Source organism: Paenarthrobacter sp. YJN-D (genome assembly GCF_015040335.1).
GTDB lineage: Bacteria > Actinomycetota > Actinomycetes > Actinomycetales > Micrococcaceae > Arthrobacter > Arthrobacter nicotinovorans.
On sequence record NZ_CP053549.1, the window covers coordinates 4,237,928 to 4,261,669 of the forward strand.

General features: G+C 63.2%; 27 protein-coding genes. 13 read left to right on the top strand and 14 right to left on the bottom strand.

The window, feature by feature from the left end; all coding sequences use genetic code 11:
• Positions 1–3 precede the first annotated feature (3 nt).
• Positions 4–1,344: an MATE family efflux transporter gene (locus HMI60_RS19740; RefSeq protein ID WP_193590269.1), complete on the bottom strand. Its 1,341-nt coding sequence runs from the start codon at positions 1,342–1,344 to the stop codon at positions 4–6.
• Positions 1,345–1,385: 41 nt separating this feature from the next.
• Here HMI60_RS19740 and HMI60_RS19745 point away from each other — a divergent pair, with 41 nt between their 5' ends.
• Complete coding sequence (locus tag HMI60_RS19745) at positions 1,386–1,952, top strand: antibiotic biosynthesis monooxygenase (protein ID WP_193590270.1); 567 nt, start codon at positions 1,386–1,388, stop codon at positions 1,950–1,952.
• 68 nt (positions 1,953–2,020) lie between these two features.
• Positions 2,021–2,455, top strand: coding sequence for a DoxX family protein (locus tag HMI60_RS19750; protein ID WP_018779406.1), 435 nt, complete (start codon positions 2,021–2,023; stop codon positions 2,453–2,455).
• Between the two features lie 309 nt (positions 2,456–2,764).
• On the opposite strand, the gene aztD is transcribed toward HMI60_RS19750, so the two are convergent.
• On the bottom strand, positions 2,765–4,078 hold the full coding sequence (gene aztD, locus HMI60_RS19755) for a zinc metallochaperone AztD (protein WP_218670595.1): 1,314 nt from the start codon (positions 4,076–4,078) through the stop codon (positions 2,765–2,767).
• A 96-nt stretch (positions 4,079–4,174) separates the two neighbouring features.
• On the opposite strand from aztD, the gene HMI60_RS19760 reads away from it, so the two are divergent.
• Genes HMI60_RS19760 through HMI60_RS19775 form a run of 4 tightly spaced genes read left to right on the top strand, consistent with a single transcriptional unit; the run spans position 4,175 to position 6,492 of the window.
• Positions 4,175–4,579, top strand: a complete 405-nt coding sequence (locus HMI60_RS19760; protein WP_193590271.1) for a hypothetical protein — start codon at positions 4,175–4,177, stop codon at positions 4,577–4,579.
• Positions 4,576–4,914, top strand: coding sequence for a PEP-utilizing enzyme (locus HMI60_RS19765; protein WP_193590272.1), 339 nt, complete (start codon positions 4,576–4,578; stop codon positions 4,912–4,914). The genes HMI60_RS19760 and HMI60_RS19765 overlap by 4 nt, the downstream gene beginning before the upstream one ends.
• Entirely contained in the window at positions 4,911–5,480 is a 570-nt protein-coding gene (locus tag HMI60_RS19770) for a hypothetical protein (RefSeq protein ID WP_193590273.1), read from the top strand. Before HMI60_RS19765 ends, HMI60_RS19770 begins: the two co-directional genes overlap by 4 nt.
• 37 nt (positions 5,481–5,517) lie before the next feature.
• Positions 5,518–6,492, top strand: a complete 975-nt coding sequence (locus tag HMI60_RS19775; protein ID WP_018779411.1) for an acyl-CoA thioesterase — start codon at positions 5,518–5,520, stop codon at positions 6,490–6,492.
• 16 nt (positions 6,493–6,508) lie between these two features.
• Here HMI60_RS19775 and HMI60_RS19780 read toward each other — a convergent pair whose 3' ends face one another.
• The 5 genes from HMI60_RS19780 to HMI60_RS19800 form a co-directional block, all read right to left on the bottom strand.
• On the bottom strand, positions 6,509–7,246 hold the full coding sequence (locus tag HMI60_RS19780) for a VOC family protein (protein ID WP_018779412.1): 738 nt from the start codon (positions 7,244–7,246) through the stop codon (positions 6,509–6,511).
• A gap of 69 nt (positions 7,247–7,315) precedes the next feature.
• Entirely contained in the window at positions 7,316–7,972 is a 657-nt protein-coding gene (locus HMI60_RS19785; protein WP_018779413.1) for a GntR family transcriptional regulator, read from the bottom strand.
• 110 nt (positions 7,973–8,082) lie between these two features.
• A complete protein-coding gene (locus HMI60_RS19790) occupies positions 8,083–9,081 on the bottom strand; it encodes a transketolase family protein (protein WP_193590274.1) in 999 nt (332 codons plus the stop codon).
• Positions 9,078–9,986: a transketolase gene (locus HMI60_RS19795; protein ID WP_039243483.1), complete on the bottom strand. Its 909-nt coding sequence runs from the start codon at positions 9,984–9,986 to the stop codon at positions 9,078–9,080. Before HMI60_RS19795 ends, HMI60_RS19790 begins: the two co-directional genes overlap by 4 nt.
• A 62-nt stretch (positions 9,987–10,048) precedes the next feature.
• The gene (locus HMI60_RS19800) at positions 10,049–11,386 is read right to left on the bottom strand and encodes an MFS transporter (protein WP_018779416.1); all 1,338 of its coding nucleotides are present in this window, start codon (positions 11,384–11,386) and stop codon (positions 10,049–10,051) included.
• Positions 11,387–11,591: 205 nt separating this feature from the next.
• Between HMI60_RS19800 and HMI60_RS19805 the strand changes: the two genes are divergently transcribed.
• The 5 genes from HMI60_RS19805 (at position 11,592) to HMI60_RS19825 (ending at position 16,016) form a co-directional block, all read left to right on the top strand.
• Positions 11,592–12,434, top strand: coding sequence for a sugar phosphate isomerase/epimerase (locus HMI60_RS19805; RefSeq protein ID WP_193590275.1), 843 nt, complete (start codon positions 11,592–11,594; stop codon positions 12,432–12,434).
• A 29-nt stretch (positions 12,435–12,463) separates the two neighbouring features.
• Positions 12,464–13,237 (top strand): SDR family NAD(P)-dependent oxidoreductase, encoded by a 774-nt coding sequence (locus tag HMI60_RS19810; RefSeq protein WP_055974092.1) that lies wholly within the window; start codon positions 12,464–12,466, stop codon positions 13,235–13,237.
• 33 nt (positions 13,238–13,270) lie between these two features.
• The gene (locus HMI60_RS19815) at positions 13,271–15,007 is read left to right on the top strand and encodes a dihydroxyacetone kinase family protein (protein WP_193590276.1); all 1,737 of its coding nucleotides are present in this window, start codon (positions 13,271–13,273) and stop codon (positions 15,005–15,007) included.
• Between the two features lie 9 nt (positions 15,008–15,016).
• Complete coding sequence (locus HMI60_RS19820; RefSeq protein ID WP_018779420.1) at positions 15,017–15,475, top strand: ribose-5-phosphate isomerase; 459 nt, start codon at positions 15,017–15,019, stop codon at positions 15,473–15,475.
• Between the two features lie 79 nt (positions 15,476–15,554).
• Positions 15,555–16,016: a hypothetical protein gene (locus HMI60_RS19825; RefSeq protein ID WP_018779421.1), complete on the top strand. Its 462-nt coding sequence runs from the start codon at positions 15,555–15,557 to the stop codon at positions 16,014–16,016.
• Positions 16,017–16,089: 73 nt separating this feature from the next.
• Here the strand turns inward: HMI60_RS19825 and HMI60_RS19830 are convergent, their stop codons facing one another.
• Both HMI60_RS19830 and dnaB read right to left on the bottom strand, forming a co-directional pair.
• On the bottom strand, positions 16,090–16,821 hold the full coding sequence (locus HMI60_RS19830) for a hypothetical protein (RefSeq protein ID WP_018779422.1): 732 nt from the start codon (positions 16,819–16,821) through the stop codon (positions 16,090–16,092).
• Positions 16,822–16,915: 94 nt separating this feature from the next.
• Positions 16,916–18,301, bottom strand: coding sequence for a replicative DNA helicase (dnaB, locus tag HMI60_RS19835; RefSeq protein WP_018779423.1), 1,386 nt, complete (start codon positions 18,299–18,301; stop codon positions 16,916–16,918).
• A gap of 592 nt (positions 18,302–18,893) precedes the next feature.
• On the opposite strand from dnaB, the gene HMI60_RS19840 reads away from it, so the two are divergent.
• Together HMI60_RS19840 and HMI60_RS19845 are read left to right on the top strand one after the other, a co-directional pair.
• Positions 18,894–19,367, top strand: coding sequence for a hypothetical protein (locus HMI60_RS19840; RefSeq protein ID WP_039243490.1), 474 nt, complete (start codon positions 18,894–18,896; stop codon positions 19,365–19,367).
• 7 nt (positions 19,368–19,374) lie between these two features.
• Entirely contained in the window at positions 19,375–19,950 is a 576-nt protein-coding gene (locus HMI60_RS19845; protein ID WP_039243491.1) for a hypothetical protein, read from the top strand.
• Here HMI60_RS19845 and HMI60_RS19850 read toward each other — a convergent pair whose 3' ends face one another.
• From HMI60_RS19850 to HMI60_RS19870, 5 genes are all read right to left on the bottom strand, one after another.
• Positions 19,951–20,328, bottom strand: coding sequence for a zf-TFIIB domain-containing protein (locus tag HMI60_RS19850; protein WP_255520221.1), 378 nt, complete (start codon positions 20,326–20,328; stop codon positions 19,951–19,953).
• A gap of 49 nt (positions 20,329–20,377) precedes the next feature.
• Positions 20,378–21,004 carry an FMN reductase gene (locus HMI60_RS19855; RefSeq protein WP_039243524.1) on the bottom strand — a complete coding sequence of 209 codons (627 nt, stop codon included), beginning with the start codon at positions 21,002–21,004 and terminating at the stop codon, positions 20,378–20,380.
• A gap of 90 nt (positions 21,005–21,094) precedes the next feature.
• On the bottom strand, positions 21,095–22,054 hold the full coding sequence (locus tag HMI60_RS19860; RefSeq protein ID WP_193590278.1) for an alpha/beta hydrolase: 960 nt from the start codon (positions 22,052–22,054) through the stop codon (positions 21,095–21,097).
• Between the two features lie 18 nt (positions 22,055–22,072).
• Complete coding sequence (locus tag HMI60_RS19865) at positions 22,073–23,101, bottom strand: alpha/beta hydrolase (RefSeq protein ID WP_227453613.1); 1,029 nt, start codon at positions 23,099–23,101, stop codon at positions 22,073–22,075.
• A gap of 117 nt (positions 23,102–23,218) precedes the next feature.
• Positions 23,219–23,731 carry a GNAT family N-acetyltransferase gene (locus HMI60_RS19870; RefSeq protein ID WP_018779430.1) on the bottom strand — a complete coding sequence of 171 codons (513 nt, stop codon included), beginning with the start codon at positions 23,729–23,731 and terminating at the stop codon, positions 23,219–23,221.
• Positions 23,732–23,742 lie beyond the last annotated feature (11 nt).

The window sequence follows — 23,742 nt, forward strand, 5'->3', positions numbered from 1 at the left end:
AGTTTAGTGCGAACCCAACACCATCCACCGATCGGTCCGCGCGCGCAGCCCCAACGTCACCGCACGGGCCAACATGTAACCCAGCGCAAACGCCGCCCACAGCCACAGAAGACCCGCCTCGCCGCCGGGCCTCAGCTGGTGGACCGCCACCAGCAGCGGCAAATAGACCGCAAGATTTACGACGCCGGCAATCGCCAGATAGCGCGCGTCGCCGGCGCCGATGAGGACGCCGTCCAAGACGAAGACGTACCCGGCCAGCGGCTGACCGAGCGCGAGCACCCAGAGCGCAACCGTCAGTGCCGATCGAACGCCGGAATCGGACGTGAAGATGTATCCCACCCACGGAGCCGCCACGGCCAGCAGTATGCCGGTGATCACGCCAAAGCCCGTACCCCAGCGGATCATCGTGCGGGTCAGTTCACGGGCCCTGGCTGCGTTCCGGGCTCCGAGTTCCTTGCCGATCAGGGCCTGCGCCGCAATCGCCAGCGCATCCAAGGCAAAGGCAAGGAAGGAGAAAATTGTCATGGCCAACTGATGCGCTGCCAGATTGACGGCACCCTGGGCCGTCACCACCAGGACCGTGGCGAGGATGGCCAAGCGAAGACTCAACGTGCGGAGCATAAGCCACGAGCCCACCTTGGTCATGGCCCGGATGCCGTGCCAGTCGGGCCGCAGGGACACACCATGCTGCCGCGCATTACGGCCCACCATCACCAGGTAGACGGCGGCCATGGCCCACTGCGCAATGCTGGTACCGATCGCCGAACCCGTCACGGACATGTTCAACCCGTAGACCAGGAACACATTGAGGGCTATGTTGACCGCGAATCCGGCCGTCGCCACCACCAGCGGCGTCCGGGTGTCCTGTAAACCACGAAGGACACCTGTGCCGGCGAAAATCAGGAGCATTGCCGCCAGCCCGGGCATGGACCACCGGAGGTAGTCCACGGCGAATCCCTGCACATCGCCCGACGCACCCATGAAACCGACCAAGGGCTCGGCTGCTACGAAGCCCACCACAGCGAGCACCAGCCCCAGCAGCAGGGCCAGCCAAACGCCGTCGCGCCCTGCGGCCAGAGCCTTCCCCAACTTTCCGTCGCCGATCGCGCGGGCGACCGCCGGCGTCGTCGAATACGCCAGGAAGACCATGAGTCCCACCGCAGTGTGCAGGATGGTTGACGCCAGTCCGACGCCGGCCAGCTGGTCGACCCCTAAATGCCCCACGATCGCAGAGTCGGCCAGGAGGAACAGTGGCTCGGCAATCAGCGCACCGAACGCGGGGACGGCCAGGCGCAGGATTTCGCGCGCGGTGGAGCGGGCGGGGGCGATTGTGGTTTGAGGCACTAAACAAGCCTAGTCTGCTGGGGGACGGGTACATTTGGGCCGTGTCATATGAGCATCCCGTCACCGTTTCCGTAGCCCGCACCATTCTTCCGGGCTACACCCGCCAAGCCAACGCGTGGGCACATGCCGGGCAGGAACTTGCCCGCGAGTGGCCGGGTTACCTGGGATCTGGATGGGTGCGCAACGGAGTGGATTCCACCGAGTGGCACATGCTCTATCGTTTCGCCGACGCCGAATCGCTGCAGGCGTGGGAGGACTCCGAGGAGAGGCGCTGGTGGATCGACAGTGCCAGGGACATGATGGAGACCACACGCGTGGAACGTCATACGGGGATTGAGGGTTGGTTCTCGCGGCCTGGCGATGTCTCGGTAGTCGTGCCCGAAACTGTGGTGCCACCGCGCTGGAAGCAGGCCATCAGCATCTTCCTCCCGTTCTTCCCGCTCAGCCTGCTGGCAAATTTCCTCCTGCACCCGTTGACGCAGTATTGGCCGCTGGTGTTTGCCGTTTTGCTGAACATCGTGATCCTGACGCCCCTGATGACGTACATCTTCCTGCCGATCACCACCCGGCTCCTGCAGCCCTGGCTTCAGGCGAAGCCTCGTAATTAGCTGGGAATTCGGTGATAGTGCGCCACATTTAGTTGACACTTCAATAAATTGGCTGCAAGGGTTGAAGCATGAACAAGTCCAGCTTGACCACCACAGCCCTGACCATCCTGCGCGTCATTGCAGGATTTCTCTTCGCCGCGCACGGTTGGCAGAAGTTCAACGAATTCACCATCGCCGGAACCCAGGCTTCCTTCACCCAGATGGGCGTGCCGGGCGCATCCGTCGTGGCCCCCATCGTGGCAACATTGGAGCTCGTCGGCGGCATCGCACTGATCCTCGGCCTCCTGACCCGCGTCTTCGCAGCACTCCTGGCCATCGACATGCTGGGGGCCCTCTTCCTGGTGCACGCTCCGGCCGGCATCTTTGTGGCCAACGGAGGGTATGAACTCGTACTGCTCTTCGCAGGTGCCGCGCTGGCCCTCGCACTGGCGGGCGCCGGCAGGATCTCGGCCGACGCCGCACTCTTCGGCCGCTCCGGCTCGAAGCTCCGCGCCCTGGCCTAAGCGACACTCCCCCGGACGCCCCCTCACATAACAACAGTTTCACGCGGACGCTCGCTCACTTTCTCGAGGAAAGTGAGCGAGCGTCGGCGCTTAAGGCATGGGACGTGAGCGAGCGTTGGCGCTTAAGGCAGGGGAAGTCAGCGAGCGTCGGCGTTTAAGGCGTGGGACGTGCGCGAGCGTCGGCGTTTAAGGCGTGGGACGTGCGCGAGCGTCGGCGCTTAAGGCATGGGAAGTGAGCGAGCGACGGCGTTTAAGGCGTGGGACGTGAGCGAGCGTCCGATTTCCACGACGCGGGACCCAAGGATTGGACTAGCCCGTGACGCCGGTGAGCTCGTTCGGGGTCTGATCAAGCTTCACCGACTTCGCCACCTTGCCCGCCTTCAGGTCCACAGCGTGAAGTGACTGCGTCGCAGGTTCGGTGACGTACGCCGTCGAGCCCTGGACAAAAAGGGTGGGCCGCGGGTCCTGCCAGGTGGCCGACTCCTCCCATGCGGCAACCACAGGGATGGTTGAGGTGACGGCACCGGAGAGTGGGTCGATCACGCGCAGGCCGCCATCAGTTCCCAGAACCAGGGCTTCACCCGCCGGGCCGCGGCCCAGTGAGCGGAACGAGTAGCTGGTGCCGATGTCCACGAGCTGCATGGCTGCGGTTTCGGTGTTGACCAGCGAAATCCGGGTAGGACGTTCCGGCTTGGCGGCCTTGTCCACCTTGTAGTCGCCCAGGATCACCGGGGATTTTTCCGATCCCGCCTGATTGCCCAAGCGGCCGTAAGCATCAGGGCTCGCCACCTTGGTGATGGCCCCGTCCTTGTAGATCAACATGCCGTTTTCGCATCCGACCACTACTGCTTCTCCGGCAGCCACTGCCTCACCATGCACACCCGGGCAGTCCTCGTTGCGGACGATTTCCTTACGGTCCTGCCCCTTGCCGGCGGAGAGTATCGCGATCCCGGACCTGCTTTCCTCATTGCCGAGGGTCACCAGCAGCTTGCCGTCCTCGAGTTCGACGGCGACTCCATGGTGCGCTTCAGGCGTTGTGTAAACGTCGGCGTCAGGCAATTTGCCGTCCTCCACAGCCGCCCCCAGCGCAGAGCTCTTGAAGCTCTCCACCTTGCCCGACCCGTCGCTGAACAGCACGGTTTTGCCGGCGTGCAGCACCACGTGACCGGCTTTACTCGCCTCGAACGCCAGATCCGTCAGCTTGGGATCGCTGACGTAGTGATGGCTGTGGTCGCCGTGCGGCTCGGTCCAGGCGCCGGCGTCGAAAAGGCGGAAGGCGTCACCGGTGGACACGAAAACATGCCTGCCGTCGCCTGCGGGATTCAGCCGGTTGAAGCCACCCAGGTCCGCACTCCCCACCTTCTCCAGGGAGGCGGCGTCCAGAACTCCCATGCCGCCGTCGTACGTGTAGACCAGGCGAGGGGTCGGGGCGCCGGCCTCTTTGGGGCTGGGCCTTGCGGACGACGACGGCGACGCGTCGGCCGTGCTGCCAGCGGAGCCGCCGGGAGTCGCGCAGCCAGTAAGAAGAAGGGCGGAAAGCCCGACGACGGCGACCGCGCCCGTGGGCAAGTGGCGTTTCCGGCCGCGCACGGCAGGAAGGGTGGGGTGTGAGTGATGTGACATGAGTTAAATGATATTGATTCTCATTTAGAGAGCAAATCAACCCCAGACATCAACAAAATATTGACAACATAATGTTGATGGGGGATACTCGCTCGCATGAACGCCTCCACCACACCCCAAGACGGGAAAGACGCGCAGTTGCAGACGGACGCGACCCGGCTGCTCCTGGACCGGGGCGCCGCCGCACTGCCCCAGCGTCCCTGGCTCCACGAAAAACAGCCACCGACCGCCATGGACCTCATCCAACACGTGCTGTGGCGTTTCCGGAGCCAGGAGGGTGATCCAGCGCCGGATTCCTCCGATCTCCGCGCGGCCCTCGCACTGATACCCGCCGCCCGAGGTGAGATGGACGCCGTCGAAACTGCACTTCTGTTTCTGGCCCGGGCGGAAGGGCTGACCTGGGCGCAGATCGCGGAGAGCCTTGGGCTCCGTTCCGCGCAGGCCGCGCAGCAGCGGCTGGACCGGCTGTCCGACCGCCCAGGAACAGGTGCCGCCAAGTGACAAGGGCGGTAGTCCTGAACGGAACCGCAGCGAGCGCCGGCAGTGCCAGGGGGATGGCCAGCCTGATCCAGGGGCCCGATGATTTTGCCCGTTTCCGGACCGGAGACGTACTGGTTTGCCGCACCACTGATCCCGCATGGACGCCTCTGTTCGGGATGGCTTCGGCAGTGGTCACCGAAACAGGAGGAATGCTGTCCCATGCCGCGATCGTCGCGAGGGAATACGGCATTCCGGCCGTTCTGGGTGTGCGCGCTGCGTTGGAGCTTGTGCCTGACGGCAGCGTTGTGACTGTTGATGGTTCGACCGGGACGGTCACCTTGGCGGGCATGCAATGAGCCTCTTCATCTTGCACGCCGTGCGCCTGTTGGGATTCGCTGACACAGAAGCCGTAGCGGCGCGCTTTGCCCAGGACCCAAGCGTGGTGGAGTCCGCCCTCATCGACGCCGGTGTGAACGGCTTTGTTTCGCGCAGCACCTTCGCAGGTACCAGCGGTTGGTTGCTCTCCGGGGCCGGCAGGGCGGAGAACGAACGGCTGCTCGCCGAGGAGCTGGATCTGGCAGGTGCACGATCCCGGGTCCTGGCGGTGCACGAGGACTTTTCGGAGTTCAATGATGGAGTCGTCAACGCCTGCGGCACTCTTCAGCTGGGGATTTCCTCCAATCAGGAAGCCACGGATGTGCTGATTGGAGCCTTGGCGGCGTGGCGCCCCCTGGAAGCGCAGCTCATGCGAAGCCTTCCGCGGTTCGGCGGCTATTCGGACCGGCTCCTGCGGGCCCTCAAGTTCTCAACCGAGGACGCCTCCTGGCTGACGGGTACAGACCGCGACTCTTTCCACCGCGTCTGGTTCGAAATCCATGAGGACCTCATTGCCACCCTGGGCATCCAGCGGGCGCAGTCTTAGTCACGTAACAGAAACATGGCACCAGTAAACTTCGAGCATGAGCGAAGACGCCGGCAACTCTGTGACCCTCCGCTTCCTGGCAGCCCCCACGGACGTTGGGCACAGCGGATCCGTTGATGCCGGGACCGTCCTTGAATGGGTGGACAAAGCGGCTTACGCAGCGGCGGTGGGATGGGCCAAGTCCTATTGCGTCACCGCCTATGTGGGCAACATCCACTTCACCGACCCCGTGAACAGCGGCGATATGGTTGAAGTGACCTCAACGATCGTTTACACCGGCCGGTCCTCCATGCACATCCACACCGTGGTCAGTTCCCGGGATCCCAAGGGCGGGCCGGAGACAATGCACAGCCAATGCATGGTGATTTTCGTAGCTGTGGGTCCGGACGGCAAGCCGATTCCCGTTCCCCAGTTCCAACCCTCAACGCCTGCCGAGATCGAGCAGCGGGACCACGCGCTGGCCCGCATCGAAGTCCGTGAGCAGATCGTCAATGCGATGAACGCCCAGGAATACACCGACGCCGGAACCGCCGAGCGCGTCACGCTGCGGTTCATGGCGTCCCCCACCGATGTGAACTGGGGCGGCAAAGTCCACGGTGGCATCGTGATGAAGTGGATCGATGAGGCTGCGTACGTTTGCGCGTCCCGTTACTGCGGCAAGGACACTGTGGCCGTTTTCTCCGGTGGTGTCCGTTTTTACCGGCCGCTTCTGATCGGCCATGTGGTGGAAGTCGAAGCCCGGCTGGTCTACACCGGCGCCAAGGGCATGCACATCGCGGTCCACGTCCGCTCGGGCGATCCCAAGACCCGGGAAATGAACCTCACCACGTACTGCCTGACGGTGATGGTGGCCCGTGACGAAACGGGGACGGCCGTGCCGATTCCCCAATGGGTCCCTGTATCCGAGGAGGACAAGAAACTGCATGCGCACGCGCGCGAACTTCTCGAAATCCGTGGCCGCGCCCCGGGAAACCGGCTGCCGGACCACCTGCTGAAGGCCGCGCGGAACTAGCCGCGCTCAGGGATGATCACCCTGGACTCAATACGCAGAAGTCGTTTCCCTCGGGGTCGGTCAGGCACTTCCAGGACACATCGCCTTGGCCGAGGTCGGCATCGCGGGCACCCAGGCTGTGGAGCCTGGCAACCTCAGCGGCTTGATCGTCGCCGGGATATGGCTTGAGATCCAGATGGATACGGTTGGGCAGGGCGTCCGGTTCGGGGGTACGAAGAAGCTCAAGGTAGGGACCAACCCCCTTGGAGGAGCGCAACCTCGCATGCTCATCAGTCACCTCATGCACGGTCCAGTCCGTTGCCCGGCCCCAGAAGTCGGCCATGGCCCGGGGATCTTCGCAGTTGACCACCACGGTGGCTATGGGGCCGGTGTCCTGATAGATCGGACGAGGTTCGAGTACGCAGAACAAGTTGCCCTCAGGATCAGCCATCACCACCCACGGCACCTCTCCCTGGCCAATATCCGCAGGCGAAGCACCAAGCTCCTTGAGCCGCTGGACGAGTTCCCTCTGATGATCAGCGGACGTGGTGGCAAGGTCCAGATGGACACGGTACTTCACTGACTCGGGGTCCGGAACACTGACCACGTCCACGCATACAGCCGCAGGGTCCGGCCACGTAAAATCAAGGGGTTCCACGTTGGTGACCCCCGGTCCTTCGCTGGAAACACCCCAGCCGAGAGCATCCGCCCAAAACTGCCCGAGGGCTGAGTCGTCCCCGGCCTTGAAATTCACTTGAACCAGTCGCAGTGCCATGGTTCACAATGCTATGCCCGGCTGGAGCCCGGCAACCTGCCCGATAGCCAACACGGCCCGGTTATTTGCCTAACCCACCAGATTCTCCGCCGCACCATTCATGTGTTCAATGATCGTTTCCCGTGCCTTGGCGGCATTTCCGGTCTCAATGGCGGCAACAATGTCGTGGTGCCGGCCGACGCTCATGTTTCGGGTTGCGCGTTCCAGCCCGGCGAACATGATGGACATCCGGATGGAGCCTTCCAGGGATTCCCAGGAGTGCAGCAGTGTCTCGTTTCCGGACAAGCGGCAGAGGGTGCGGTGGAACTCGAGGTCGGATTCGATCCGTTCCTCCAATGAGGATTTCGCGGCCTTCTCCATATTGTCGACGGCGGCACGTAACTCTGCGAGCGCACCCTCCTTATCGGGCATGTCGCTGAGCGTCCGGGCGGCCAAGGATTCCAGCACACCTCGGACCGCGAAGATGTCACGGATTTCCTTGACGTCCAGGTGCCTGACGGACATCCGGCCGCGTGGTCCGGCGGAGATGAGACCTTCCTGTTCCAGTTGCCGCAGCGCTTCGCGGAGGGTACCGCGGCTGATCTGCAGCATTTCGGACAGTTCGGTTTCCACAAGGTGCCGTCCGGGCTCAAGCTCGCCACTGGTGATCGCGGTCCGCAGGGCTGCGAGCGCCTGTTCGCGGAGGCTCTTCTTCTCCAGTCCCAGCAGGGAGGCTGTGGCGGCCATGGTGTGTCCTCGGTTCTATGGGCAACTGCTGACAGTCAGGTGTTAACTGTCGATACTACGGGCAGAAGTGCGGGACGGGCAGTCATATCCGTCCCGCACTCCCGGGAAACTCAGCCGAGTTCGGACAGGACCTTGGCCACGATCCGGTCCACGGACAGACCGTAACGTTCGTGCAGTGTGGGCAGCGCACCGGCGTCGAGGAATTGGTCGGGCAAGGCGATGGGAACCACGCGCTTGCCGAGCCCGGCGGTGACGACGGCGGAGGCAACGGTTTCGAACAAACCGCCAACAACCGTGTGGTTCTCCAGGGTGACGGCCAGCCGGTCCGTGTTCAGCTCAGCCAGCACAGTGGCGGAGTCGAAGGGCTTGATGGTGGGGGTGTGCACGACAGCCACGTCCACATTGTGCTTCGCCAATGCATCCGCGGCCTGCAGGGCACGCATGGTCATCAGACCGGAAGACACGAAGACGACATCGTTCCCGCCCCGCAAAACCTTGGCTTTACCAAGCTCAAACTTATAGTCGTACTCGTCCAGGACGGTGGGCACATTGCCGCGCAGGAGCCGCAGGTAGGTGGGCCCGTCCGAGGCAGCGAGCTGCGGAACGGCCTGTTCGATGTCAACGGAGTCGCAGGGGTCCACGATGGTCAGGTTGGGCATGCCGCGGAAGATCGCCATGTCCTCGGTGGCCTGGTGGCTGGGTCCGTAGCCGGTGGTCAGGCCGGGGAGGCCGCCCACAATGTTTACGTTCAGGTTTGGTTCCGCGATGTCCAGGCACAGGAAGTCATAGGCACGCCGGGCAGCGAACACCGAGTAGGTGGATGCGAACGGGACCAGTCCCGTTTCGGCCATGCCCGCGGCTGCGCCGAAGAGGAGCTGCTCAGCCATGCCCATCTGGAAGAAGCGCTCAGGAAACGCCTTGGCGAAAATGTGCATGTCCGTGTACTTGCCCAGGTCAGCGGTGAGCCCGACAATCCGGGAGTCCGCCTCAGCGGCCTTAACCAGCGCGTGCCCGAGCGGAGCTGACGTGGTCTTCTGGCCGGGATCAGCGAAGGACGCGATCATCGCCGAGGTCTTGAGCTTCGGCTTTGCTGTTGTGGTGGTGCTCATGCTGAAGCCGCCCCTTCGTATCCTGCAGTCAATTGATCGCGGCAGATCTGCCATTCGTTTTCTTCAATGCGCATGAAGTGCGCCTTCTCGCGGGTCTCCAGCAGTGGAACGCCGCGGCCAACTTTGGTGTCGCAGAGAATCACCGACGGCTGTCCGGATGCAGAGGATCCCGCAGCCGCCCTGCGGGTGGCGATGTTGTCGAACGCGGCCAGCAGCGCGCCGACGTCGTTCCCGTCCACCCGTTGGGTGTACCAGCCGAACGATTCCCACTTTTCGGTGACCGGTTCGGTGCGGAGCACCGTGTTGGTGGCACCGTCGGCCTGGAGCGCATTGATGTCCACCATGGCGATGAGGTTGCCAAGTTGGTGGTGGTGGGCGCCCATGGCGGCCTCCCAGGTGGAACCTTCGTCGAGTTCGCCGTCGGAGAGGAAGTTGATGACACGGTTGGTCGAGTTCTGCGCCCGCAGGCCCAGCGCCATGCCGACCGCGATCGTGAGTCCGTGTCCGAGCGAACCGCCGGAGATTTCCATGCCCGGCGTGTAGGTGGACATGCCGGACATAGGTAGCCGGGAATCGTCCGAGCCGTAGGTTTCAAGTTCGGACACCGGGACGATTCCGGCCTCGGCCAGGGCGGCGTAGTGGCCGATTGCGTAGTGCCCGGTGGAAAGCAGGAACCGGTCCCGGTCTGCCCAATGGGGGTCCTCGGCGCGGTAGTTGAGCTGGTCTGCGTAGACAGCGGCAAACATGTCTGCCGCACCGAGCGCCTGGCCCACATAGCCCTGGCCTTGGACCTCGCCCATGTTGAGTGCGTGGTGTCGGATACGGAATGCGGCGGCGCGGATGCGCTCTATGCGCTCCGGCGTGGGGGCGGAAACGGCGGCCGTTTCGACGGATGAGATAGTCACTGGATTCCTTCCGGAGTCGGGCGCGTACCAATGGAGAGAACGTGCCCGACGTCGATGGTTGCTTAGGCGTTTACCGTCTGGGGAGTTTTGCTGGCGGCTTCTTCGGCGAGCTGACGCTCACGCTTGCCCCAGGTTTCCTTGGTGATCAGGGCTGCCCAGAGACCGATGGCTCCATAGACGCTGAAGAGAAGCGCCGGCCCCATCCATCCCATGCTGACGAACAGCAGGGTGGTGATAAAGGGGGTGAACCCGGAGACCATGGCCGAGATCTGGTAGGACAGCGACGCCCCGGAGGAGCGGGTCTTGGCCTGGAACAACTCGGGGAACCATGCACCCTGGGCGCCGGCGAGGGAGTTCTGGCAAACCGCGTAGGCCACCACGATAGTGGCGATGATCAGGAAGAACAGGCCAGTGTTGACCAGCATGAACATGGGGATACCGAACACCACTGCGAAGGCCGTGGACCACACGTAGACGGGGCGGCGGCCAACCTTGTCTGTCAGTTTGCCCCAGAAGTATGTGGCGAAAATTCCGATTCCTGCGGCGACACAGAGCGCCACCAGGGTTTCGGTCTTGTCAGCCAGCTTGTTGGTGTGCAGGTAGGAAATCATGTAGGTCACCGACACGGCGTAGCCGGCTGTCTCAGCGATGCGGAGGCCGATGCCCCGCACGATGTTGCGCCAATCGGTCTTGATGACCTCGACAATGGGGGACTTCACGATGTCGCCCGACTTCTTGACGTCTTCGAAGACCGGGGACTCGGGAACCTTTGAACGGATGATGAGACCGACGGCAACCAGCACGATGCTGGCCAGGAACGGTACACGCCATGCCCACTCGGATCCCAGGCCCACGCTGCTCAGGAACACCAGGTTGGCGAGGAGCAGGCCGACGGGGAAGCCGGCCTGCACGATTCCCGTGAACTGGCCCTTCTTCCGCCAGGGTGCGTGCTCGTAGCTCATCAGGATGGCGCCGCCCCATTCAGCGCCGAAGGCCAGGCCTTGGATGACGCGGACGAGGACCAGGAGAGCCGGAGCCAGCAGGCCAACCTGCTGGTAGGTGGGCAGGAGGCCGATCGCGAACGTCGCCAGACCCATAAGGATGAGGGAGGCCACCAGCACCGGCTTGCGGCCGAGCTTGTCGCCGAGATGGCCGCCGATGATGCCACCCAGTGGACGGGCAGCGAAGCCGACGCCGAGGGTCGCGAAGGAGGCCAGGGTGCCGGTTACCGGGTCAGCGCCCGGGAAGAACGCCGTACCGAAGTACAGTGCTGCGGCTGTGCCGAAACCGATGAAGTCGTAGGTTTCGATGACTGCGCCAACGCCGGAACCGACGGCGACGCGCTTTGCTTCCTTGGTTCCATGAACCGGACCACGCATGGTCAGAGCTTCATTGCTCATGTGTGTCTTTCCCTTTCAAGAGTGCGGTGCGTCTTCGGCAACCCCACTGTCGACAGTCAACATAATACGTCAACTGTGACCGACACCACCAGCAATGTCAACAGTCAACTTAGGAGGTTGACTGTTGACAGTCAACCTAGCTAACGTGGTCTCCATCACTAAGGCCCCTCTCCGTCGAGGGGCTCGACACGAGGATCAAACGACGATGTTTCATCAACGACTTGGCTGTTCATCGATCAGCTTCCGCCACCAGGACCTGGCCACGGCCCTGCACACCATGCGTGGCCTCGGCTTCGAGGAAATCGACCTCGGCGCGCTCCCCGGCGTCTGTGACCATGTGCCTTACGTACTGGACGCCGAGGCAGTGGAGGCGGTTGCCGCCGTCGTCAACAGCTCGGGACTGCGCGTCCGCTCGGTCAACGGCGACGTCGGCGACCTGAACGCAACGCTCGACGCCGGCGCCCGGGAAGCGCGCGAACGACACCTCGGGATGCTGCTCACCCTGGCGGCCAAGACAGGCGCGAAAGCCCTTGTCCTGCCGTGCGGTGCGATCGACCACGATCCTTTGCGGGGCCTGGAAGAAGACATCGACACTGTCGCAGCTCAACTTATTCACGCCTCTGCCCGTGCCAAGGAGTTCGGCGTCGAGCTGTGGACCGAATCCCTGCACTACTACCGGCTGTGCTGGAACACCGAACGCGCGCAGCTGCTCGCCGACCGCCTTGCCGGTTCCGACGTCGGGATCGTCATGGACTTCAGCCACATCGTCGCGTCCGGAGGCGACCCCGCGGATTTCGTGGACCGCTTCTCCGCACGGATAAAGCACGTCCACCTACGTGACGCGGTTCCAGCGACCGCAAACGAGCCCGGGAACATCAACCTCAGCATCGGCAACGGACAAGCAGACTTCGCTGCCGGCCTTTCCGCCTTACGGGACGTTGGCTACACCGGCCACTTCTCCCTGGAACTCGAAACCCGGGACGTCACCCACGATGAACGCCCCGCGGCTGCAGCCAAAGCGGCCAGCTACATCTCAGACCTCATCTAAACCGCGTTACCTCATATTCAAGGAGCACCATGACCACCATCCAGCGCACCGCCGTCCTCACCGGAGCTACTTCCGACCGCGGCATCGGCCTCACCACTGCCCGCCGTTATGCCAGCCAGGGCTGGGGCATTGTGATCCTGGACCTCGACGGCGAGAAGTCCGCCAAGGTTGCCGCCGAGATCGCCAACGAATTCAACGTTCCCGCCTTCGGCTACGAAATCGACGTTGCCAATGAAGCTTCAGTCACCGCAGCGCAGGCCGCCGTCGCTGCAGAAGTCACCGCCGGAAACCTCCCGCCCGTCGGAGCCCTGGCGAACATCGCCGGCATCACCTCACCCGTCCCGTTCCTGGAAACCACGCTTGAGCTGTGGCACAAGGTCATGGACGTCAACGCCACCGGCACCTACCTGGTCACCAAGGCGTTCCTGCCGGACATGATCGCCAACGGTTGGGGCCGCATCGTCAACATGTCCTCGGTCTCCGCACAGCGCGGCGGCGGCGTCTTTGGCAAGGTTCCCTACTCCGCAGCCAAGGCCGCCATCCTCGGCTTCACCAAGGCACTCGCCCGCGAAATCGGCGACACCGGAGTGACCGTCAATGCCATCACCCCCGGCGCTGTGGACACCAACATCCGGGTCGGCAGCACCGAAGAGCAGGAAGCCGCCATCAACGCAGGGATCCCCTTGGGCCGCAACGCCACCACGGAGGAAGTCGCCGCTGTGATCACGTTCCTCTCCTCCGAGGACTCCGCGTACCTCACCGGCACCACCATCGACATCAACGGCGGCAGCCACATCCACTGATTCGGGCTGCTCGAAGGAAACCCAGGACCCACCATGACCAAAATCTTCAACGACCCCGCCGACTTCGCCGATGAAGCCCTTGCCGGTTTCTGTGACGCCCACTCGGACCTCGTCCGGCAGGTGGATGGCGGCGCCGTCCGTCGCAACCGCCCGGCCTCGCCGAAGGTCGCTGTCATCACCGGCGGCGGTTCAGGACACTACCCGGCCTTCGCCGGCATCATCGGGCCGGGCTTTGCTGACGGTGCAGTGGTGGGAAACATCTTCACCTCCCCGTCATCTCAGCAGGCCTACTCCGTGGCCAAGGCCGCCAACTCCGGGGCCGGAGTCGTCTTCACCTATGGCAACTACGCCGGCGATGTCATGAACTTCGGCATGGCCAGCGAACGCCTGAACGCCGAGGGTATCCGGGCAGAGAACATTCTGGTCACCGATGACATTGCCAGCGCCTCACCCGGGGAGATCGGGAAGCGGCGCGGCATTGCCGGGGATTTCGTGGTCTTCAAGGTCATGGGTGCTGCTGCCGAAGCAGGACTTGACCTCGACTCGGTGGTTCGTCTGGGAAGCAAGGCGAATGGGTTGACGCGAACCATTGGCACCGCGTTTGGCGGTTGCACCTTCCCGGGAGCCGACCAACCGTTGTTCCGCCTTCCCGAGGGACAGATGGGCCTTGGGCTGGGTATCCACGGCGAGCCGGGACTGTTCGATACCGAGCTGCCGTCCGCCGTCGAACTTGGCCGCGAACTGGTGCGCCGGGTCCTGGCCGAAACTCCGGCGGGCGCTTCCCGGCGACTCGCCGTGATCCTCAATGGCCTGGGTTCCACCAAGCATGAGGAGCTTTTCGTCCTCTGGCGCACCGTCGCTCCCCTGCTGCGCGAAGCCGGTTACACGCTGGTGATGCCGGAGGTGGGTGAACTGGTGACCTCGCTGGATATGGCCGGTGCGTCGCTGACGCTGACCTGGTTGGACGATGAGCTGGAGCAGTACTGGACCGCACCGGCCCTGACTCCGGCCTACCGCCGTGGCTCTGTTGGCTTCGACGCCGGTGTTTCCGAGGTCGCCCACGAGGATTCCGCGACCGAAGCTGCCGACTACTCCTCCACAGCTGAGTCCCGCGCGTACGCAGCACAGTGCCTCTCGGCCCTGGACACTATCGCATCGCTGCTGCGGGCTTCCGAATCGATGCTGGGGGACATGGACGCGATAGCAGGCGACGGCGACCACGGCCGCGGCATGGTGCGCGGATCCGCAGCTGCCAACGAGGCGGCAGCAACCGCGTTCGAGCGGGGTGCGGGAGCCGGTTCGGTCCTGATCGCTGCGGGCGACGCCTGGGCAGACAAGGCCGGAGGTACCTCGGGCGTTCTTTGGGGTGCCGGGCTCCGCGCCTTCGGCGAGCGGTTGGGTGATGCAGAGACCCCGACGCCGGACGTCCTCGCCGAGTCTGTTCGCGCCTTCGCGGACCGCATCGCGGGCCTTGGGAAGGCCGAGATGGGCGACAAAACAATGTTGGATGCCCTGCTTCCGTTCGCTGCGTCGCTGGAGGAACGCATCGCTTCCGGCATCCCTGTCGAAGAGGCTTGGGCAGTTGCTGCGACTGACGCTTCGGCCGCTGCCGCGTCCACCGCTGACCTCCGCCCCCTCAAAGGCCGAGCCAGGCCACTGGCCGAGAAGAGCCTCGGTACGCCGGATCCCGGGGCGACGTCGCTCGCCATGGTGTTCACCGCCGTCGGACCCCATTTCACCGCAGTTCCCGTAGCTGCCGTTACCAACTAGGAGAATTCCATGCGCATTATCGTGGGCGCCGACGAAGCCGGCGTTGATTACAAAGACCGGATCATGGCCGACCTCAAGGCCGACTCCCGGATTACTGAAGTGATCGACATCGGAGTCAACCACGCGGATGAAGACTTTACCCGCCCCTACCCATACGTTGGAATCGCTGCCGGAGAGATGATCCGCGACGGCAAGGCCGACCGGGCCATCCTGTTCTGCGGCACGGGAATCGGCGTGGCCATCGCGGCCAACAAAGTACCCGGCATCCGGGCCACGGCAGCACACGATTCGTTCTCCGTCGAACGCTCAGTCCTGTCCAACGACTGCCAGGTCCTCACCATGGGTCAGCGCGTCGTGGGCGTGGAGCTTGCCCGTCGCCTGGCCAAGGAGTGGATCGGCTACGCGTTCGATCCATCCTCCGGCTCAGCCGCGAAGGTGAAGGTGCTGAGCGACTTCGAGGGCTGCTAAGCCTCCACAACGGCTGCACAGTCATTCCTGCCCGCCTCACCAGTAGCATTGGTCCAAACAGGCCCGAGCAGGAGAGCTGATGCCCTACATCGTTGACTTCAAGAACGTTTCCACTGTGGGACTCGAATCCTCCCCCGTAGCGGAAGCCGCCGCAGGACTACGGGCCAACGAAGCCCGCTACTACAAGAACAAGTACGACCATGAATTCACGGTCAGCCCCGCCGACGAGCTCCCCGACGTGGTGGACAGGGTGAGCCGGATCCTCAAGGAAGAACGCGACATCGTGATCAAGTCGCGGCCACTGGAAGCCACGTCTTTCCAGGTGGAGGACCTTCAGATGGCCTACGTTTTCTACGAGTCCGGGCTGTCCATCAACGTCATGTACAGCGTTGGCGAGGGAAAAAGGGCCGTCGGGTTCAAGCTCTCCGACGGCATGGAAGTCCCTGAAGAACTGGAATCAAAGTTCAAGTTTGCCCGCCAGAAATCCAAATTGGCCGGCACCATCCGCGGGTCCTACTTCGTCATCAAGGGCGAATACTGACCCTGCTCAGGGCAGCTTTAAGCCGATGAAGGCCGTACGTGCGGACGAACCCGCCCGCACGGCCTTCACGGAACTATTTGATGAGCGCGGCGGCCTGGTCCATGAGCGCGCCTGCTGCTTCCGGCCCACCGGCCGCAGCTTCGGTACCTGAGGCCGTGGCCGAGATCAGGACACCGTCCTTGACGGCGTGCGCCGTGTAGATCGCTCCCGTTTTCCCGTCAGGCATCACCATGAGCGTCTTCAGCGCCACCGTGCCGGGCACGCCGCCAACACCTTCGATCTTTTCGGTGGAGGTTGTTATTGCCTCTCCCTCCGCGGAGAACGTCATTTTCCGGCACGTTTCTGCCAGGGACTTGCTTGACTCCACGCTCTCCTGCAGCACGGCAGAGTCGACTCCGGACGTCAGCGATACGTTGCTGATGAAGTCGCCCACCTTGGCCCGGGCCGTCCCCGCGATGCTCGAACCGGAGATATCGTGCGGAACTCCAAGAGTGCGCAGGTCCTTGCAGCTTTCCGGTTCAATGGTGGCCTTGCCGAAGCCGTCCAGCAGTGAGGCGTACTGGCCCAAGAGCTCCTCACCGGAAAGTACGGCGGGACTGCTGCCATCAGAGGCCTTGATTTGCCCGACCAAAGCGACGAGTTCTTCGTCGGTGTACTGCTTTGCCGGGGACGGTGTGCTGGAGGCAGTTTCGCTGGCCGCAGCCGCCGTCGAGTCCTGCGATGCCGGCGTAGTGCCGCCGCATGCCGTAAGAGTCATCGCAACGATTGCTGATGCCCCAAGTCCGAGCAGCAAGTTCTTCTTCATATGATTCCCCAATAAGTCATTGATAAACCCGCGGACGCGGACCGAGTCAACACTACTGGCCCGGTCACGTTGTCCGGGGAGGGCCACAAGAAGATTAGAACCCGCCGCCACCGCCGGTGTCGCCGGCCATGTTGGCAAAGCGCGAGTAGTGGCCTTGGAAGGCGACCACGATGTCCTTGGTGGGGCCGTTACGGTGCTTGGCGATCAGGATGTCCGCTTCACCCGCACGCGGCGATTCCTTGTCGTAAACGTCTTCACGGTGAAGCAGGATGACCATGTCGGCGTCCTGCTCGATCGAGCCTGATTCACGGAGGTCGGAAACCATCGGGCGCTTGTCTTGTCGCTGCTCGGAACCACGGTTCAGCTGTGACAGCGCGATGACGGGAACCTGGAGCTCCTTGGCGAGCAGCTTGAGTGCACGCGAGAACTCGGAGACTTCCTGCTGTCGGGACTCAACTTTCTTGCCCGAGCTCATGAGCTGGAGGTAGTCAAGGATCACGAGCTTGAGGTCATGCTGCTGCTTCAGGCGGCGGCATTTCGCCCGGATCTCCATGAGGGACATGTTGGGGCTGTCATCAATGAACAGGGGAGCATCGTTCATGCGGCCCATGGTGGTGGCAATCTTGGACCATTGCTCGTCCTTGATGGTTCCCTTGCGGAGATCCTGGAGGCCAATGGTGGCTTCTGCGGAGAGCAGACGCATGGCGATCTCGTTCCGGCCCATTTCCAAGGAGAACATGACCGTGGCCAGGTTGTTCTTGATGGCAGCCGAGCGGGCGAAGTCCAAGGCGAAAGTGGACTTACCAACAGCCGGGCGGGCTGCGATAACGATCATCTGGCCCGGGTGGAGGCCGTGCGTCAGTTCATCGAGCTCGTAGAATCCTGTGGGAACACCGGTCATCCCTTCGCCGCGGTGGCCCGAAGCTTCGATCTCGTCCACAGTGGACTCCATGACGTCCTTCAACGCCACGTAGTCCTCGGCGGTGCGTTTTTCAGCCACCGCGTAGACCTCGGCCTGTGCTTGGTTGACGAGGTCCTCCACCTCGCCGTCCTGGCCGTAGCCCATCTGCACAATCTTGGTGCCGGCATTGACCAAGCGGCGGAGGACCGCTCGTTCGGCCACGATCTCCGCGTAGTACCCGGCGTTTGCGGCGGTGGGAACAGTCTGGATGAGCTCGTGAAGGTAGGCGGGGCCGCCGATCCGGTTGATCTCGCCGCGCTTGGTCAGCTCGTCCGATACCGTCACGGCATCAGCAGGTTCACCACGGCCGTAGAGGTCAATGATGGATTCATAGATGGTCTCGTGCGCCGGCCGGTAGAAGTCATGTCCGCGGACGATTTCGACGACGTCGGCGATCGCATCCTTGGACAGCATCATGCCGCCCAGTACTGACTGTTCGGCAGGAATGTCCTGGGGAGGCTTCCGGCTCGAGTCCGAAGCGCGAGTGCCCTCGATTGAGTCCAAGTGCGTAACTGACAAAGCCGTCCTCCATTTGTGTACCGCTGCAGGGCTGAACTCCCTGGCGGCCTGTAAAGCGCAGTGTGTGGCTAAACCGTCCGCCGGGGTTGCTCCGAGAATGTCAGGCAGCTCCGACAAAATAGCGGTATCCACAAGTTATCCACAGCCGCTTCCCTGAGATCGTCACCGTAAGCGGCTTTTTGCGACCAAGGAAACACGACTCGGGGATATCCGTGCCCAAAATGGACACTTCAGACACGTTACAGCAGGTGCCCGAAGACCCCTGTGGATAAGCTGTGGAATACCACCTCCACGTTGTGCACAGACTGTGCACTACTCTGTGGATAGAGAAATTCTTTTGACGGAATCAACACTCTGACCTGCGGAAACGCTTCTCACAAGCTGTGGACTAAAGAAAGATTCAGCGGAAAATCATCCACAGCCCCAAGGGTTCCAAGGAGGCCCGGAGTGGCTAAAAGCACCATAAACATGCCCCAAATGTGATGCATCTTACTTTTCGTGGCTGAATTTGACACTATCCTCTCAGAAGCCTATGCCCACCGTGGAATGTGCTGTGGATAACGCAGTTCTGGCATAAGCTCTAAGCATGGGGATGAACTTTGGTGACGTGTTGACGATTGCCCTTCCGCTTCTTGTCCTCCTGGGCCTGTTGTGGGCCTTGACTGCGGCCTTCAAACCACGGGACACCGGGGTGTCGGATGCTGAGAGATACCAGCGGGAACTGGCAGCCCGCTCCGCCGCGCACCAGGCTTCCCAGGTCCAAGAGGCGCTGGCCCTTCGAGCCCGCATCGAGGCCACCACCAAGCCGAGCCAAAACGAAGCCCAACACAGCCAGCAGACCGAGCAGAACCGCACGGCAGTCCAGGCGCAGGCCGCCCGTTCGCAGGCCGCCGGCCAGCAGGGCCACCAACCCGCTGTGCTTCCCAACGGCCAGCTCAACCCCCAGCTCGCCTTCGAGCTGCAGAACCTGGTCCGAAGCGGCAAAAAGATTGAAGCCATCAAAGTTCTTCGCCAAGCCACCCACTCAGATTTGCTTACCGCCAAGAACTACGTAGATCGGCTCTGACAACGCCATGGATTCCATCCTCATTCCGCTCCTGATCCTCATTGCGGTGGTGGCGGGAGTGCTCCTGCTCATTCATTCCTTCACCAAGCGCTCTGCTGAAACAAAGGCGGGCAACGACGCAGCAAATGCGCCCATGGACCCCGTGGATCTGGCCAAGGAGTCTGCGGCCAAGCTCAACCAGGAACAGCACCGCCAGCTGTACTCGCTCATAGCCCAGGGCCAGGGCATGGCGGCGATCAAGCTGTATCTGCAGGCCACGGGTGAGGGGCTGCGGGCCTCGCGCAACGCCGTGGGCGCTTTGGCGGCACACCCACAACCATTCACGCCGGAAGCCCCGGCCAAAGACCTGCTCGCGGATGACGACGATGAACCGGAGCGTTTTCCCTACCGCTACAGGGCAATCGTCAGCAAGGGTGACGTCACCCGCGAAGTGAGCAGCAATATGCTCAATGACGAAATCTACGGACGGATCCGCACGTTGGCCAAGAGCGGTGACGTGGAAGGCGCGGCCTTGGCCCTGACCCGCCATTCGGACATCAACATCAAGCAGGCCCGTGAATTCATCGAGCTTCTGGACGACTAGCTAGAAGTCAAAGAGGTCGCCCAGAAAGCCTTCCTTCTTCTTCCGTTTGCGGCCGTACTGGTCGCGGCCACCATCCCGCCGGTCGTAGTCCCGACGGTCACGGTCATGATGGTCGCGGTCATGATCGTGCCGGTCGCGGCGGTCCCTGTCGTCGTACCGCGGTTCCTGCGGACGGGATTCAAACGGGTTGTAGAGGGGCGGCGGGGCGATCGGCGGTTGTGGTGGCGCCTGCCGGCTGACGGCCGGGCCGGTCTCAGCTGCTACGCGGTCAATAATCTTGTCCAGCTCACCGCGGTCCAGCCACACTCCCCTGCATTGCGGGCAGTAGTCGATCTCCACGCCGCTTCGTTCGCTCATCCCCAGGTCAATGGAATCCACAGGACACTTCATGCTTGCCCCAACGACCGGCGCCTGCTAAAAGTTCGGCCTACCTGCCGGCTGAGATTCCGGCCAGCAGCTGCTCGAACGGTAACGACTCGAGGGCGTTGTCCTTGCGGTGCGGCTGCGGGCCGCTGAGCAGTTGCACGAGTTCACCCGCGGCCCGGTCCACCCGCGACGAAAGTGGCGAGGCGCCGTCGTCGGTGTTTCCCCAGTCTTGCGGCCCCGCGAAGACGCCCGTAGCCGCGATCCTGGTGCGCAGGTAGCTGAACAGGGGCCGCATGGCGTAGTCGAGGACCATCTGGTGGCGGTCGGTGCCGCCCGTCGCGCCCAGCAGTACGGCCTTGCCGTCCAGCGACTTGGGATCGAGGACGTCGATGAACGACTTGAACAGACCGCTGTAAGAGGCGCTGAAGACGGGGCTGACGGCGATGATGGCATCTGAATCCTCGACGCCGGCAATCACCTCCGCGAGGCGCGGTGCGGCGTAGCCGGTAACGAAGTTGTTGGCGATGTCCACCGCCAGGTCGCGCAGCTCGACGATGTCGATCTTCGCCTCATAGCCGGCTCCGCGCAGCTGCCGCTCGGCAGAAGCTGCCAGCTGGTCCGCCAGCAAGCGGCTCGACGACGGGACGCCGAGTCCGGCGGAAAGTACGGTGATGCGGCGGGTTTCCATGGCATTCTCCTGTTGCTTGTTCATCCAGCTTACATGCATTTGCATCTAAATCTAAGAACAGGGGCCCTTCCGGAAGTATTCCCTCCTGGCCTACGGAGCCTTGAGTTGCTGCAGGAACTCCACAGTAGCCGCGGCGATCTGCGCCTGCGCCACGGACCTGTCCACGCCCGGCTGACCGTCTCCGGGCTGCGCTCCGTAATTTCCAAAGAAGGCATGGTTCCCGCCTTGGACCGCGACAAACCTGGTGTCGCCCGGCAGCAAGTCGCGGGAGGCCTCGATCTTCGCCGGAGTGCTGAGGCCATCTTCTGTTCCGGAAATGGACTCGACCATCAGCCCCGCACGCTCCCGGAGGGATTCCAAAGGGTAGGAGGCGTACAGAAGCAGCCCGTCCACATCGGCGTTGCCAAGCGCGAAGGAACTGGCGCTTACCCCGCCGAGCGAGTGGCCTCCCACTGCCCACGTGGTGATGGCGGGGTGGGCGGCCATGGCGCTGCGGGCCTGGTCTCCGTCCAGCAAGCTGAGGTTCAGGGGCTCTTTCAGAATGACCACCAGGAACCCGGCATCGGCGGCGGGCTTGAGCAGGTCCACGTAGGCGCGGGCTTCAACCCGGGCGCCCGGATAGAACACCAGACCTGTACTGACCTCACTCGCCTCGGGAGTCAGCACGATCGACGTCGGGTCCTCGGTGATCGAAAAGCTGGACGCCGGGCCTGAGGCCTGGTCAGCAGCTGGCTGGTACGCGAATGGATTGAGCCAGAAGAGCACTGCCACAAGCGCCAGCACCGCCACGCGCCCAAGCCAGGCCCCGACCGTCCGCACGACAGAACGCGGCCGTAGTGCGCGTCGACGCCGCCACAGCAGCAAGCCCCACAAGAGCCCGACGACGGCGGCAGTCACCAAAAGCGACGGAAGCAAGGGGTGGCCCCGCAGTACGGCCGGGTTCCCCGCAAGCATCCATGCCGGCACCAGGACCAGTACCGCGGCACAGACAACAGAAGCCCAGAAGAGGAGGGGAGTGCGGGTTATCCGACGTTCAGGGGAATCAGCCATTCCCCCATAATAGTTCCATCATGGAGATACTTTGGCGGTATACCGCGCCAGGAAATCGAACGTCCTGTCCCGGGCCTCCTGTGCCTCGCTGAAATTCAAGTGGAACTGGTATTCGTGCGGCAGCTCGGGCTCATGATTGGCCGGCCAGAACAGCTCCGTCACCGGCACCCCGGCGTCCTTTAGTCGGTTGCTGTACGGAACGGATTGGAGCCAGGTGAGGCCGTCGCCGTTGCCGCCGCTGATGAACGTCGGCGGGAAACCGGGGGTAACAAAGTCGATGGTGGACATGGTGGCCCCGGCATACGTGGCAGACCAATCCTTGGTGCCGGTGTAGGCCCAAAGGGAAGTCTTGAAACCCCACGCCACGATGCCGTTCAGGTCAGCCATGGCGCGAAGATCGTAGACACCGCAATGCAGGATGGTGGCAGCAAGCTCCGATTTCCGGAGGGCCGGCTGGATTCCCATGAGATTGGCATACTCCGGGTTCACCGTGAGCGTGGTCATCTGGCTGGCCAGCTGGGCGCCGGCGGAGTCCCCTGCGAGGACGATTCGGTTGGTGTCCACCTTGAGCTCGGCGGCGTGCGCCTTGATATACGCCAGGGCTTCATTGATGTCCCGCACAGCGGTCGGGTACGTGGCCTCCGGCGCGATCGGATAGCTCATCCCAATCGTGGTGTAGCCCTTGGCCGCCAGAATCTGCAGATAGGGATTGACGTCGCGTTGTGCCCCGGAAATCCAGGCGCCCCCATGAATCCACACGACCGTAGGAAGGGGAGCCGCCGTGCCTTGCGGGCTGAAAACGTCAAACGTGGAGCCTGGCTTGTAGACAACGCCGGCCTGGGTTTCCAGGGGCGTGTCGGGAACGTAAGGCGTCATCTCGTCGATGGTGGCTTGGGCACCCCGTTCAAAAACACTGCGGATGAGCAAGGCCGACGGCCAGGGCGTAGCGGAAAGAGCCAGTGCCAGGACCAACACCACCAGGATGGCCAGCTCGAGCTTCCGCAGCCGTGAGGTGCGACGTCGTGGAACCTTCGGTCGCGGTGGCACTTGAGCCGTTTCGGCTTTCCCTGCACTGGCTTGAATCGAATCCAAAGGCCCCATCACACACTCCCCCAGTCGGCGCATCCCTGGACCCATGCTAAGGCGGGGAGCCGTTGGATGGGATCAGGACAGCGGCCGTGCCGCCGAGAGCAGGACGCCCTCACCGCCGTCGAACGTCACCGTATGAAAACCCGGGCCACGCGCGACCTCACGAAACCCCCATTTCCGGTGCAGTGCCAATGAGGCCTGGTTGCGGGCGTTCACTACGTACCAAGCGTCGCCGGCCTGCTGCCAAATCCATTGGAGCCTTGCTTCGGTAAGCTCCTGGGCCAGCCCTCGTCGTCGGAAATCCGGCAGGACGGTGATGCCGGCCAGATAATGACCGGCGGGCGCCGATCCGTCCGGGAAATCCCATTGGTGCGTTTTGGCCCAACCCACGACGGCGGAGCCTCCGCCCGCCGGTACGTCCGGAGGCATCCCGGCCACAAGAACCAAACGCCCGGGATCAGCGATGGCGCTGCCGATCCTCAGCCCGAACGCCCGGGCGGCGGCGGGCGCGGTCCGGCCAGCGGCCAGCTCCACCGCGACGATGCCGGGAACGTCCACCTCGGTGGCGGTCCGGATCAGGAAACCCATAGCGTGAGTCT

What these genes read in the sequence shown, in the direction of transcription:
- HMI60_RS19750 (WP_018779406.1), top strand. Translation starts at nt 2,021, where the DNA reads ATGAACAAGTCCAGCTTGACCACCACAGCCCTGACCATCCTGCGCGTC.
- aztD (WP_218670595.1), bottom strand. Translation starts at nt 4,078, where the DNA reads ATGTCACATCACTCACACCCCACCCTTCCTGCCGTGCGCGGCCGGAAA.
- HMI60_RS19760 (WP_193590271.1), top strand. Translation starts at nt 4,175, where the DNA reads ATGAACGCCTCCACCACACCCCAAGACGGGAAAGACGCGCAGTTGCAG.
- HMI60_RS19770 (WP_193590273.1), top strand. Translation starts at nt 4,911, where the DNA reads ATGAGCCTCTTCATCTTGCACGCCGTGCGCCTGTTGGGATTCGCTGAC.
- HMI60_RS19775 (WP_018779411.1), top strand. Translation starts at nt 5,518, where the DNA reads ATGAGCGAAGACGCCGGCAACTCTGTGACCCTCCGCTTCCTGGCAGCC.
- HMI60_RS19780 (WP_018779412.1), bottom strand. Translation starts at nt 7,246, where the DNA reads ATGGCACTGCGACTGGTTCAAGTGAATTTCAAGGCCGGGGACGACTCA.
- HMI60_RS19785 (WP_018779413.1), bottom strand. Translation starts at nt 7,972, where the DNA reads ATGGCCGCCACAGCCTCCCTGCTGGGACTGGAGAAGAAGAGCCTCCGC.
- HMI60_RS19790 (WP_193590274.1), bottom strand. Translation starts at nt 9,081, where the DNA reads ATGAGCACCACCACAACAGCAAAGCCGAAGCTCAAGACCTCGGCGATG.
- HMI60_RS19800 (WP_018779416.1), bottom strand. Translation starts at nt 11,386, where the DNA reads ATGAGCAATGAAGCTCTGACCATGCGTGGTCCGGTTCATGGAACCAAG.
- HMI60_RS19805 (WP_193590275.1), top strand. Translation starts at nt 11,592, where the DNA reads ATGTTTCATCAACGACTTGGCTGTTCATCGATCAGCTTCCGCCACCAG.
- HMI60_RS19810 (WP_055974092.1), top strand. Translation starts at nt 12,464, where the DNA reads ATGACCACCATCCAGCGCACCGCCGTCCTCACCGGAGCTACTTCCGAC.
- HMI60_RS19815 (WP_193590276.1), top strand. Translation starts at nt 13,271, where the DNA reads ATGACCAAAATCTTCAACGACCCCGCCGACTTCGCCGATGAAGCCCTT.
- HMI60_RS19820 (WP_018779420.1), top strand. Translation starts at nt 15,017, where the DNA reads ATGCGCATTATCGTGGGCGCCGACGAAGCCGGCGTTGATTACAAAGAC.
- HMI60_RS19825 (WP_018779421.1), top strand. Translation starts at nt 15,555, where the DNA reads ATGCCCTACATCGTTGACTTCAAGAACGTTTCCACTGTGGGACTCGAA.
- HMI60_RS19830 (WP_018779422.1), bottom strand. Translation starts at nt 16,821, where the DNA reads ATGAAGAAGAACTTGCTGCTCGGACTTGGGGCATCAGCAATCGTTGCG.
- HMI60_RS19840 (WP_039243490.1), top strand. Translation starts at nt 18,894, where the DNA reads ATGAACTTTGGTGACGTGTTGACGATTGCCCTTCCGCTTCTTGTCCTC.
- HMI60_RS19845 (WP_039243491.1), top strand. Translation starts at nt 19,375, where the DNA reads ATGGATTCCATCCTCATTCCGCTCCTGATCCTCATTGCGGTGGTGGCG.
- HMI60_RS19855 (WP_039243524.1), bottom strand. Translation starts at nt 21,004, where the DNA reads ATGGAAACCCGCCGCATCACCGTACTTTCCGCCGGACTCGGCGTCCCG.
- HMI60_RS19860 (WP_193590278.1), bottom strand. Translation starts at nt 22,054, where the DNA reads ATGGCTGATTCCCCTGAACGTCGGATAACCCGCACTCCCCTCCTCTTC.
- HMI60_RS19870 (WP_018779430.1), bottom strand. Translation starts at nt 23,731, where the DNA reads ATGGGTTTCCTGATCCGGACCGCCACCGAGGTGGACGTTCCCGGCATC.